Annotated in this window: 11 protein-coding genes; 4 read left to right on the top strand and 7 right to left on the bottom strand. The window is 60.5% G+C overall.

From position 1 onward, the window contains the following. Nucleotides 1-25: 25 nt before the first annotated feature. From IPM54_44830 to IPM54_44820, 3 genes are read right to left on the bottom strand one after another with little or no spacing between them, the layout of a single operon-like run. Complete coding sequence (locus tag IPM54_44830) at nucleotides 26-721, bottom strand: hypothetical protein (protein MBK9266887.1); 696 nt, start codon at nucleotides 719-721, stop codon at nucleotides 26-28. Next, on the bottom strand, nucleotides 718-1482 hold the full coding sequence (locus IPM54_44825) for a hypothetical protein (protein ID MBK9266886.1): 765 nt from the start codon (nucleotides 1480-1482) through the stop codon (nucleotides 718-720). Before IPM54_44825 ends, IPM54_44830 begins: the two co-directional genes overlap by 4 nt. Further along, nucleotides 1479-2186: a hypothetical protein gene (locus tag IPM54_44820; protein ID MBK9266885.1), complete on the bottom strand. Its 708-nt coding sequence runs from the start codon at nucleotides 2184-2186 to the stop codon at nucleotides 1479-1481. The genes IPM54_44825 and IPM54_44820 overlap by 4 nt, the downstream gene beginning before the upstream one ends. Nucleotides 2187-2420: 234 nt before the next feature. Between IPM54_44820 and IPM54_44815 the strand changes: the two genes are divergently transcribed. Then, nucleotides 2421-3467, top strand: coding sequence for an NAD-dependent epimerase/dehydratase family protein (locus IPM54_44815; GenBank protein MBK9266884.1), 1047 nt, complete (start codon nucleotides 2421-2423; stop codon nucleotides 3465-3467). A 9-nt stretch (nucleotides 3468-3476) separates the two neighbouring features. On the opposite strand, the gene IPM54_44810 is transcribed toward IPM54_44815, so the two are convergent. Further along, the gene (locus IPM54_44810; protein ID MBK9266883.1) at nucleotides 3477-3893 is read right to left on the bottom strand and encodes an STAS/SEC14 domain-containing protein; all 417 of its coding nucleotides are present in this window, start codon (nucleotides 3891-3893) and stop codon (nucleotides 3477-3479) included. Nucleotides 3894-4119: 226 nt separating this feature from the next. Here IPM54_44810 and IPM54_44805 point away from each other — a divergent pair, with 226 nt between their 5' ends. Together IPM54_44805 and IPM54_44800 are read left to right on the top strand one after the other, a co-directional pair. Further along, a complete protein-coding gene (locus tag IPM54_44805) occupies nucleotides 4120-5445 on the top strand; it encodes a hypothetical protein (protein MBK9266882.1) in 1326 nt (441 codons plus the stop codon). Beyond that, a complete protein-coding gene (locus tag IPM54_44800; GenBank protein ID MBK9266881.1) occupies nucleotides 5442-7130 on the top strand; it encodes a prolipoprotein diacylglyceryl transferase in 1689 nt (562 codons plus the stop codon). Before IPM54_44805 ends, IPM54_44800 begins: the two co-directional genes overlap by 4 nt. A 3-nt stretch (nucleotides 7131-7133) precedes the next feature. Here the strand turns inward: IPM54_44800 and IPM54_44795 are convergent, their stop codons facing one another. Beyond that, nucleotides 7134-8750 (bottom strand): peptide chain release factor 3, encoded by a 1617-nt coding sequence (locus tag IPM54_44795; protein MBK9266880.1) that lies wholly within the window; start codon nucleotides 8748-8750, stop codon nucleotides 7134-7136. 151 nt (nucleotides 8751-8901) lie between these two features. Here IPM54_44795 and IPM54_44790 point away from each other — a divergent pair, with 151 nt between their 5' ends. After that, the gene (locus tag IPM54_44790; protein MBK9266879.1) at nucleotides 8902-9318 is read left to right on the top strand and encodes a DUF4189 domain-containing protein; all 417 of its coding nucleotides are present in this window, start codon (nucleotides 8902-8904) and stop codon (nucleotides 9316-9318) included. Nucleotides 9319-9344: 26 nt separating this feature from the next. Here IPM54_44790 and IPM54_44785 read toward each other — a convergent pair whose 3' ends face one another. Further along, entirely contained in the window at nucleotides 9345-10112 is a 768-nt protein-coding gene (locus tag IPM54_44785) for a hypothetical protein (protein MBK9266878.1), read from the bottom strand. Nucleotides 10113-10211: 99 nt separating this feature from the next. Continuing rightward, entirely contained in the window at nucleotides 10212-12005 is a 1794-nt protein-coding gene (locus IPM54_44780; protein MBK9266877.1) for a tryptophan 7-halogenase, read from the bottom strand. Nucleotides 12006-12007: the final 2 nt, after the last annotated feature.

The raw sequence follows: 12007 nt of genomic DNA, 5'->3' as shown, positions 1-12007 counted from the left end.
CCCGATTGGCAGAACTCCGTCCACGTCACGTCTCGATGGGCTCTTCGGCGCGCAGGCTCTCCTCCGCCTCGATGGCGGCGCCGAGTCCTTCGACGCGCGCCCAAACTTCACCCACGATACCACCAATGTCCGCCGCAGAGGAACCGCTGAACCGCGCAAGCGTGACCTGCGTGCGCAGCGCCTCGACGAGCGCGCAGAGCTCCTCCAGCGCCCGCGCATCGCGCTCGCGCAAGGCCCCGAGGCGCCGCACATTGTCGAGCTCGAGGCGCGCCGTGGACAGCGCCCGCGAAGACCCTCCGCTCCGCTCCAATTCGCGCACGCGCGCTTCGAGACGCGTCACGTCGAACGCTTCCTTGCCGAGAAGCGAGTCGAGCTCGACGAGACGTTTTTCTCGACGCACCACCTCGGCCTCGATGCGCGAAGCGGACTCCGGGGGCAACAGCGTCGCGAGCGGCGTGCCTTGAATCGACGCGACCGCATCGGCGAGCGCCGCCTTGACGCGCTCGAGTGCGCCGCTCGAACCAGGTGATTGCGCAAGCGTTCCTGTCGCATCTCCACGTTTGGCCGTGAGCGCAATCGGAGCCCAGAGCGGCCAGAGAGGTACCGCAAGCGCCGCGGATCCGAGGCGATTCGCGTTTGTCTCGGGCGACGATCGATAAATCGCGATCGCAAAGCAGCACCCGAAAACGACGTACAGAAGAAGCAAGTCGCGCAGACTCATGGCGCCTCTTCGACCGTGCGGGAACGACGCGAATCATCGTCCCATTCGGGCTCGACCTTCCGCGGCTCTTCGTACGATGGTTCATCGTCGTACGAATTTCGCGCGTAGTGGCCGTTTGCCGAAGCCAAACTCGTGAGGACCGATTCGACGAACGATCCTTCGCGATCGCGCAAAAACGGGATCGACGTGGTGCGAGGACGCACGAGGTACGGGCGAAGAATCCAAGCCGTTTGACCTCCAACCATGAAGAAAACAGCCATGAAAGCGAGGGCCGTCGTGATTCTTCCTGGGCCTTCACCGAGACCTCGGACGAGCACGGAAAGAGCAGCGAATCCTGCGATGGCGTACGCTCCGGACGCGCAAAGAGCGGCCGTGTGGTAACCCATGCCCACGTCGTAAACGAGCCAAAGTGCAGGGGCGAACGCGAGCAAAACGAGCGACGAACGACCCGCGGCAGCAAGCGCGAGCGCGATGATCGAACGCATGGGCCACGGCCTTCCAAGGACCGCGGCGATGGCGTGAAACGCGGGCGCGGCGAGGCACAACGTTGCGAGCACCGCGATGGGAACTTTGGCCGCGCCGTAGATGATTTGGTGTCCGCCGCGGAAACTGCCGACGACACCGCCGAACGCGGCGGCTCCCAAGATGGTCGATGCGAGCGAGAACGACGCGATGGCGCGGACGTCGTCTTCGTCGTCGCGACACGCGCGAGCGACATCACCGGGCGAACGAAGCAGGCGGGCAAGGACATGAGCGCTCACAGGTCACCTCCGAAGATGGGCAAAGTGCTCCACCAGATGCGGGCAGAAAGAGCGGTTGCGAAGATGGCAAAGCCGGCCAGGGCAAACCCGCTGACCGTTCGAGGAAGCGCGGAGGCGTGCCCGATGGGCGATCCAATCGTGCGCAAAAACGCGCGCAAGCCGAAGATGCCGGCGAGGATCAGGCCGAGCCCTGCGCTGACGGCAGCTCCTCCGCGCGAGCTGGTTGTCGTGACGAACAGGGCCATGGCGGGCGCGAGACCACCCAGCACGAGGCCCGTTGCAGCGGCACCGCGTGATGCTGCGGAGAAGGCGGCCGATGGGCTCACGGGTGCATCGAAAAGCGTGAGGACGATGAGCAGGGCGGGCACGCCGACGACGGCCACGGCAAGGGGCGCGAGTGGCACTGCGGCGGCATGTTTCAAAAGGGACATGCCCCCGTCGCGTGTGCCGACGGCGAGGCCATAACTTGCGGCAAGGGCAAACGCGACGCCGAATCGCCCTAGCCCATCCATCAGGGCGAGTTTGTCGTCAATGAGCCCCTCGCCAAGCAGGCTCGATGCAAAGGATCGAGGCGTTTTGGACGGCGAGATCGGCGCGGATTCTCGCGGCGTCTCCGCCGGGAGCGTGGTCGCGTGGTGCTGTGCGTCCGCCTGCTGGGGCGGCGGATTTTGAAGCAGTTCGACGAAAGAGGCTTGAGCTTGCATGTTCCTCCGGACAAACGGCCAATGCCGTAGGAGCGGTCGCCGCTTTGGGCGATCGTGATGGCCATGCGGTTCTACGAACGGCGTTTGACGCTCGCTTGCCGAAGTCGAGAAAGAATGGAGGATTGAATGCGTCAGAATTGTGGCGCGGGTGGATCATCGATGTACCAGTTTGGGAGGACGATAATGTTGCGGATGGGTTGAGTGAGCGGGGTGATGCCTGCTAGAAGGGTTGGCATGCATGTGCTGGTGATCGGCGGGACGCGGTTTGTCGGTCCGCTGTTCGTGTTCCGTCTGCTCGCGGGCGGACATCGAGTGACGCTGTTCAATCGTGGAACGCGGTCGGATCCATTTGGGGATCGCGTCGAGCGGCTCGTTGGGGATCGAACGACGGCGGATTTGTCGCGGCACATGTGCAATCGGCAATTCGACGCTGCGGTCGATTTTGCGGCGTATCGGTGGGAGGACGGGCGAGGCGCCGTGGAGGCGCTCGGGGGGCGGGTCGGCCATTATGTATACATCAGCAGTGGGCAAGTGTATTTGATGCGCGAGGATTGCCCCCGGCCGGCGCAGGAATCGGATTATACGGGGCCGCTCATTGAAAAGCCCACGAACGAAGCGGATCTTGCGCAGTGGGAATATGGAATGGGTAAACGGGATTGCGAGGATGCGCTGGTGGAGGCCTGGCAAAAGTCGGGTTTTCCTGCGACGCGTTTGCGATTGCCGATCGTGGCCGGCGAGCGAGATCATTATCAGCGACTCGATCCGTACGTATATCGATTGCTCGACGGCGGGCCCATCATCGTTCCGGATGGGGGCATGCATCCGGTTCGGCATGTTTATGCAGGAGAAGTGGCGCGGCTTCTCGTGGAGCTGCTCGGGCGTGAGAGCTCGTTCGGGGAAGCGTACAACGTATGTCAGCGCGAAGCGCCATCGCTTTCGGAATTGGTGGGAATGCTTGCGCAGATTCTGGGTTCGCGCTCGAAGCTCGTGCCCATTGAAACGCCCGACATCGTCGCGGCTGGTTTCACGCCGAGAACGATATCACCATTCAGCTCACAGTGGATGAGCTTGCTCGATCCATTCAAAGCGGAAACCGAGCTCGGATTTCGTCACGAGCCACTGTTTACGTACCTCGGCAAAATCGTTGCGAGTCTCGTGGCGTATGCGCGAGCGACGCCGCCGGACGGCTACGAGCGGCGGGTGGAGGAAATTGCGCTGGCGGAGCAATGGCTGAAGGATCGTGAATCGGTGCGCCCGCCGCCGTCGATTCGGTTTAGTTGAAGCCCGTCCTCAAACCGATTCCCGTGTCTCGTTCAATTGAATCTCGTCTCGCTTGCTCGAAAGCCACGCGCGACCTTCCTCTTCGGTCTCGAAAAAACGAGTGGGCACCGTATCTATTTTACGAAGAATGCTCCCGGCTCGAACGACAAGATTGGCAAGGACGCGAATGGCAAAATTTGCGCCGAATATGGCGACGGCTTTGACGGGTACGTCGTGTACTTTTTCCGCGCCCGCTTTTCGCGCTCCCGCCGTGATGTTGCCCGCCCGGCGCATGTCCACGAGCTTCAAGAGATACGGCAAACCATCAATCAATTGTTTTTCACGCAACGTGAGTGCACGCATCCCATCTTCCGATACATCCCCGTGAAATCGCCAAACGGTCATATCGGGGGGCTCGAACGATACGGTGCTTTTGGCCGTAGTCATGCGATGAATGCTCGAACGTCGAACATCGCATGATTCTACTGCTGGCGTAAAGCAATCATTTCCTACGTAGCGCCGGTAGCAGTGCGCATTCAAATACGCAGTCAATGTGAAACTCGTGCTATGCGCAAGTAAAACTTCCGCTTCGTGGTTGCATGTGATAGCGAAATGGAATGACGCCGGCATTGTCGATCGAGCGCGATCGAGTACGAGGCGCTGGGGGTTTGTCATGACCAGTCGTGGGCGGTTGATTGGGACAAACGCAGCATCGCTCGCGGCAGCGTGGATGCTCGCAGGATGCGGCCAAGACGCGCCGCCGTACGAGGAGTTGCCGCTACGCGATGCGCTTCGTGCAGCGCCCGAGGTGGTGGCGACGTTGCCGTTCGAGACGCGGCGCGAGCTTGCCCTCAGACTCGATGCAGCAGGGCTCGATCAAGACGGCGCCACGATGCTCGAGCTGCCCGATACGGCGACGATCGATTCGCTCGCACGCGTTGCCGACGAAGCGCGTGAAGAAGAGGGGCAAGATGCGCTGGTCGTTGGCGAAATATTTTCGCAGGCGAACGAATTCGTCGTGCACGCGGAAAATGCCGACGAAGCGGCGCTCGATGGCACGACCGTGGGGCCGATCTTTCTTCGCGGGCAGCCGGGGGCTGAAACGAAGCCTTTCGAGGATGCGGCACTTCAAGGCCGTGCGGGAAAGTGGTTGCGGGAGCTTTCGGCACGTGCCGATACGAAACAAATGGTGCGGACGACGGGGTTGCCGATGGGGGCGTGGGCATTCGACGACACGCTATACGTCAATGCATCATGGCTCGTGGCCATGTCGGCACTCGAACAGGGCGTGAGCGCGCCCGCAATGGCGTCGGGGCAGGGGGCGACCACGGCTCCGGGGAAAAAGCCGCTCGCGGTCGATTTCAATCCGTACAACCTTCCGGGGAGCCTTGCAGAATGCGCCCTGCAGGTGGAAACGACGTGTCAATGCGGCACTTCATGTGATCACGACGTGACGGATCCCACGTTCTCGAGTGCCGTCGACGAATGCGCATGGGTGAATCAAAATGCATTAAACAGCTCGGCCCTGTGCGTGCTTGCCCTCCTCAGCATCGACGCCGTTCGCGCGTGCATGGAATCGGCAGCAGCGCAATGTTCGGCATTGCCCGTGACGACGCGCGACGATGCGCTTCTATTCGTGCAGAACACTACCTGCATGGATCTGCTCGATATGTGTTTGCAAGACGGCTACATACCCAAGCCGTCGAGCGGTGGGGGATCGAGCTGCAATTCGTGCAGTGACAATTCGGGATCGAGCGACGGTTGTTCGAGCTGCAACAACGATTGCTCGAAGTGCAACGACAATTGCTCGCAATGCAATCAAAATGTGTCCGATTGCAATCAAAATTGTTCGAACGTCAACTCGAATGCGGGCAATTGCGGCAAGTGCAACGTAAAGCCTGCGCCGGGGCGATCACCGCTTCCGGCGCCCGTGGGCACGACGTTTTGGCTTTTGGCCCCCGTGGCCTACTTGCTTCTTCGCGGCAGGAGGCGGTCATGAGAAGCGCACTCGTTGCTTGGTTCGAGCGAATGGGTTTGCCCGGATGGCTTGCGCCTGATTACATGATGATGGTCGGGGTGGCCGCGCTCCTTGGAGCTGCGGTGACGATGTGGCTTTCGGAGCGGGACGGCGCGGATACGCGCATCGAGCGTCGGGCCCTCTTGGCGACGTACGTGGGTGCGCTGGCGGGCGGGTACCTATTCGAATGGGTGCGAGCGCTGCCGGACGTGATTGCAAAGCAATCGTGGGGACCTCTGCTGCATTCTGGACGAGCTGCTTATGGTGGGTTTCTCGTCGGAACGCTCGCTGCGGTCGTCGTTTTGCGAAGGGGAGGGGCGAACGTGCTGCCATTTTTGGATCGTGCGGTACCGCTCTGCGGAATTTCGTACGGGTTTGTCCGAGTGGGATGTTTCTTGGCGGGCTGCGATTACGGTACGCCGACGGCGAGTGTCTTGGGCGTGAGGTTTCCAGCCGGAAGCCCGGCGGCCGTGGATCACGCGGCGCTCGGATGGATACCTCGAGGCGCGGAAAGTTTGCCCGTGCACGCGACGCAGCTTTACGAAGCTGCGATAGGCATCGTCGCCGCCGCCATTGCTTCGATATGGCTCGTGAAAGGAAAACGCGACGGACGAGCCTTTGCAACGTTCGCCGCTCTGTACGCCGTAGGCCGGTTTTTTGTGGAAATGCTGCGAGGCGACGGGTCGCGCGGGCTTTATGGTACGACGAGCACGTCGCAATGGGTATCGCTCGTGCTTCTCGTCATGATTGGTGCATTTGTTTGGCAAGCCAAACGTCAGGCGCGACAAACCGTGAGCGCGGCCCTGGCTCTCGTCGCGCTCGTCGCATTCCCGCGGCTTGGTATGGCGCAAAAAGTTGGTGGAGGCCCTGCGGCCCCGCCTCCAACGACGACCGCTTCGTCGTCGAACGTTCCGCCGCCGCCTCCCGTGCCCGCGGCACAACCCTATCCCGGACAACCCGGCGCGCAGCCATATCCGTATCCACCGCCTGCTGGCGCGCAGCCGTATCCTTATCCCTATCCGCCGCCTGCTGGCGCGCAGCCGTACCCTTATCCCTATCCGCCGCCTGCTGGCGCGCAGCCGTATCCATATCCCTATCCACCGCCTCCTGGAGCCGCGCCTTATCCACCGCAACAACCTCCGCCCGGGTCGACTCCGCCGCCGGCCGAAGAGCCCGACGAACCAAAGGCGGACAGGCAAAAAGGGTACAATGAGCGCCATTTGGGGATTGGCCTCGCGCTTGGGGGATACTTGGCACCCAAGTTTGGCGTATCGCATGGCACGACGATGGAGCTCGAAGCGACGTGGCGCTTCAATTCGTCGGTGCGGACTCGTTTGGAAGTGGGTTTGGAGGGGCGCCTCGTGCTGACCAGCGACGCAACACAAGGTGGCATTGGTGTGCCGCTGCGTTTCGTGGCCGGGCTTGGTCGGACGACGGAAATGGATGTGACGATGGTGCCGTTCTATTCGCGTATTGGCTTCGATTCGAAATATTTCGAGTCGATCAACGCGTTCGGCGCTCGATTCCAATGGGGCATCGGCTGGCCCCTCTCGTCACACATCGCGCTCGGGGTGAACCCGATTGTGATTGGCGTCATGGGTTCGTCGGACGTGAAACCAGTGTTTACCTTCGAACCCAAGATTTGGGTGAAAGTGGCGCCGTTCTAATCCTCAATCCGCCGTCGGCATTTCCAAACCGCCACCGCCGAGCTCGACGAAGCGCGTCTTGGGAAACGCTCTCGCGCACGTCTCCAATTGCCAATCACCCTTGAAGAGCACCACCGGGCTCCCGTGAATGTCCAGCGCGCCATAACCATACAGTTGCGATTCGAGCTCCGCGAGCGGTAATGGTTCACCCTCGACCCACCGCGCCAAGTTGAACGACAACCGTTCGATGCGAACATCCACATTGTATTCGGCGCTGAGGCGATGTTTGACGACGTCGAATTGCAATTCACCGACGGCGCCCAAAATCGCTTCGCCTTCACGTCCCTCGGGCGGGCGAAAAAGCTGCACGCTGCCTTCTTGCGCGAGCTGCTCGAGTCCTTTTTTGAGCTGCTTGCGTTTCATCGGATCCATCATCAAAAAGCGCGCGAAGTATTCCGGCGGAAATTGCGGAAGCGGCGCATATCGAATGGCTGGGCCGTCCGTGATCGTATCCCCAATGAGGAATATTCCCGGGTCGAACACTCCAATGATGTCCCCGGCAAACCCGTCTTCGACGAGCGTACGTTCCTGCGCCATGAATTGCACCGGATTGTTGAGCCGAATATCTCGCTCCAGTCGTACGTGACGAACCTTCATCCCGCGTTCGTAACGACCCGAGCAAACGCGAAGAAATGCCACGCGATCGCGATGAGCTCGGTCCATGTTCGCTTGAATCTTGAACACGAATGCCGTGAATCGTTCGTCGTCCGGCGCAATCTCGCCCTTGTCGCTCGGACGCGGCATCGGCTTGGGCATCATCTCCACGAACGAATCGAGGAATTGCGGGAGACCGAAGTTCGTAATGGCACTGCCGAAAAACATCGGCGTGACTTCGCCTCGTGCGAGTTTTCCCGCATCGAGCGCATCGCCCGCTGCGTCGAGCAATTCGACGTCGTCGCGAAGCTGTTTGACGCCTTCTTCGTCGAGCGCCGCTGCGAGCGCCGGATCTTCGAGGTCGTGCGCAGCCATCGGCGCGATTTCGGCGCCGTGTGCAACTTGCTCGAAAAGCGCGACCTGCCGCGTGAGACGATGATACACGCCCTTGAACTTGCCTTGCGACGTAATGGGCCACGTGATCGGGTAGACGCCAATTCCAAGGACTTCCTCGACTTCACCTATCAATTCGAAAGGATCCCGCCCCGGCCTGTCGAGCTTGTTGACGAAGGTGAAAATGGGCATGCTGCGCAATTTGCAGACACGAAATAATTTCTTGGTTTGAGCTTCGACACCTTTGGCGGAATCGAGCAGCATGATGGCTGCGTCGGTGGCCATGAGCGCTCGATACGTGTCCTCGCTGAAGTCCGCGTGGCCGGGCGTATCGACGAGCGACAAGAGATGTCCGGCATAAGGAAATTGCAGGACGCTCGATTGGATGGAAATGCCGCGTTCTCGCTCCATTTCCATCCAGTCGCTGACGGCGTGGGATCTGTCGCGCTTGGCCTTGACGGCGCCTGCGAGCTGGATGGCTCCACCGTAGAGCAAGAGCTTTTCCGTGAGGGTGGTCTTGCCCGCGTCGGGGTGCGAGATGATGGCGAATGTTTTGCGGCGCGCGATTTGGCGCGCGATGAGGTTGTCTGTCACGGCGGCGCGCCAACATAGCACCCGCGGACGGATGCGCGAGGGGTGTTTGAGTTTCTCGTAACGTCCGTCCGGTTGGCACTCGGCGTGCTTCTGTCAGGCGCAAAACCGCAGAAATGTGCAGCGGACGCACGCGGCTGAAGTGGGGAGCGTCATGAAAAATTCATTTGTGTTGTCGATGGTTGCGGGGATTTGTGCTGTATCGGCTTTGTCGGTGCCAACACTGGCGCAGGCGGGAGAATACGGCGCGATTGCGTATTCCGAGGGAACCGGGGCCTATGGCTGGGCAACGGATTACGATACGCGAGACATCGCGGAATCGGTAGCGCTTCGTCGCTGCGGCGAACATGCGCAAGATTGTTACGTGGCCATTTGGGTGCACAATGGGTGCGCGGCATTGGCGCGCGGCTCGCGCGTGGGAAACGTGGTGCATGCAGGATGGGCATGGGCGACCGGTCAAGGGTCCGAGTCGGCAAACCGAGGCGTGGCCGAGCGGCAAGCGCTCACGTTTTGTTCGCAACGCACGACGAACTGCACGGTCACCGCAACCGTTTGCAGCGGACGCCAATGAGATTCGATTCGTGAAATTCGCGATCGTTACTTGGGTTTTTCCAAGGTAAACGTCACCGTCACGCCCACCGGATCGGCGCTCGGCGCTCCCACGGCCCGATTCTTCAAAAGCACCCGAATGCACGAAGCTGCGTCGTCACTGATGCCCTTGGACGAAGCCACTTCGACCCCCTCGGCCCGGCCGCGCACGCGCACCAAAAACGTGATTTTCAAACTCCCCTTTTTGCCCTCGAGACCCCCGTTCGTGGCAATGCACTTGGCAATCCCCTCGATTTGGCCATTGATGAATTTTTCGGCCCGAGGAACATCGCCGCCCTCGAATTTGGGCGCCGCCGCCGTCACCACGGGCGGAGGCTGAGGTTTTTCCGGTACGGGTTTTTCCGGTACGGGTTTTTCCGGCGCAGCGTCGGCCCCTGCGTCCGGCGCGGGCGCTGCATCGCTTGGCGGCGCCGCATCACTTCCAGCATCGTTCGCGGGCGGTTCGGGTTGCGGAGCCGGCGGCAGCCACCCCGCATCACGTTCATCGGGACGCAGGCACCTGACAAACCCTCGATGCGGATCCTCGAGCGCCCCGTGAGGGCAACGCGGCGCATCCGCACCTGCGTCGGCCGAATTGGCATCACGCCGCGCAAGTTCCTCGGGCGTCTCGTCCGTGGGATTTACCTTCGCAGTCGATCGACCCGGATGGGGCCCGAGCGGATCCGATTCGGGCATGGCTGCGCCACACGCGCCAGCCGCTGCCAGACCAAGAAGCATCGCGGTAGCAAGGCGAAACGAACAAGAACGAGCATCCATCGCCGGGCGACCATACTTCCATCGAGGCATCTGGGCCAGAAAACGGCGAAAAAATCTTGGCCTACCACAGACAGTCGGCGGATCAGCGCCCTGTCGCTTTTACAGCGCCTGGTACGCGTACGAATGCCCCGAAACGTTCCACAGCGCACGAGCTCGCTCGAGCGCCGCCGCATACCGAGCGTCGTCCTCGGAAATGCCTGAAAGTTTTAGCACGCTGGCATCCTCGCCAAATTGCACACTCTTCACGTCTGGAAAATCTCGGCGCACATCGGCTGCAAGGCGCCGCGCGATCCGATCGAGAAACCTTCGCGTGCTGTCTTGATCGATGTCTTTCCACACCATCACGTGAGGAAGCTGCAATTCATCGAGCACGCGTTTGCGATCGCCGAGGCCTGGTTGTCCAGACAGACGTTCCAAAATCGCTGCAAAAACGCTACCATACGCGCGATTCACCTGCTCGCGCCGAAATGTCTCATCGAGCACCGGCGTGATACGTGACTCGAGCGCCACGACACCGTTGAGACCATTGGCCCAGCGCCCCTCGTTTTGCGCATGATATTCACCTCGCTCGCGCAAAATGTCCGCCATTTTCGTGAAGTGGTTCGACATGGACGAGAGCGCTCGCAAAACGACGTCCGTAAAGTCGAGCTCGCCGCGGATCCATTCGATGTCCGTGATTTTGTCCGCGAGAAACGGCCAGTACACGAGGTTGTAATAATTGTTGAAATCGAGCAAGTACTTGAGCCGAAATATTTCATAACTCCCAAAAATGGCGTACATCCGCGAATAAAGCAAGAGCGTGCTTTCGTACTTGAATCGATAATATGCGTCGTAGAGATCCACGCGCTCTTCGAAGTCGGCTCGCGAGCCCCCGAAATCGGCCTGAATCAGCGCTCCGATGAATTCGTTCGCCGTCGCAATGAAGTCCGAACCGGGACTGTAAAACGGATCGACGAATGCACCGGCTTCACCGGTGAGCGCCCAGCGGTCTTTCGCGAAAAACTTCTCCGTGTGGTACGGCAAATGCGCGTAACTCTGAAAGTCCTCGAAAATGGCCCCACGCATGAGGTCCCGTGACGAACGGTGTTCGTTGAGGAACGTTTCGAACGCGTCGCGATTGCGCGGTCCCGGACCAATCCTAGCTTTGTCGTACACGACCCCGACGCTCATGATGTCGCCGGCGAGCGGAATGAACCAAATCCAATACCCATCATACATGAAATGGTTTGTCGACAAATGCCGAGACGTATAACGTACTCGATTGCGAAATGCCGGATCAGTGACGGCATCGAGACCCGCGACGTTGCGATAACGTCCCCATGCAGCAGCCGTTTCGAGGCGCGTTTCCTTGTGAATCGGCATGCCGAGCTTCCGGGCGAGCAATTGCCGCCTTCCGCTTGCGTCGACAAACCACCTTCCACGTGCTTCGTGCCGCTCGCCACCTTGTTCCCAAATGACGGTATGCCCGTCCGTGCCATTGATTCGGACGTCTTGGACTTTGGCTCCGAGGCGCACGTCGACGCCGTCACTTGCGTTCATTGCCGCGAGATCACGTTCGAGCTTGGCGCGTTCGAGCTGAAAGCTCGGATGAAATGGCAAATGATCCGATCCGATTTCGCTCATGCGTTCGAGCGGCAGGTCTTTGTTCGGCGAATCGAAGAAAAATCGCAGCCCGTTTTTCGGAAGCTGATGTTGATATAGGTACGTACCAAGCTCGAGGCGCCGAATCATGTAACTCGCCGCGACTTCGACCGTGCTTTCGCCGACCTTGAAGTCGTCCATGACGGGTTTCGATTCGAGAAGCAATATGTCGAGCTCGGGCTTTTGACGGCGGAGCTGACGAGCCAAGAACCCGCCCGCTATTCCACCGCCGGCAATGATGACGTCATGCATGG

This window comes from Polyangiaceae bacterium, assembly GCA_016715885.1.
Taxonomy (GTDB): domain Bacteria; phylum Myxococcota_A; class Polyangia; order Polyangiales; family Polyangiaceae; genus Polyangium.
The sequence above is the reverse complement of the archived record's forward strand: the minus strand, read 5'-3'. Positions and strand labels throughout refer to the sequence as shown.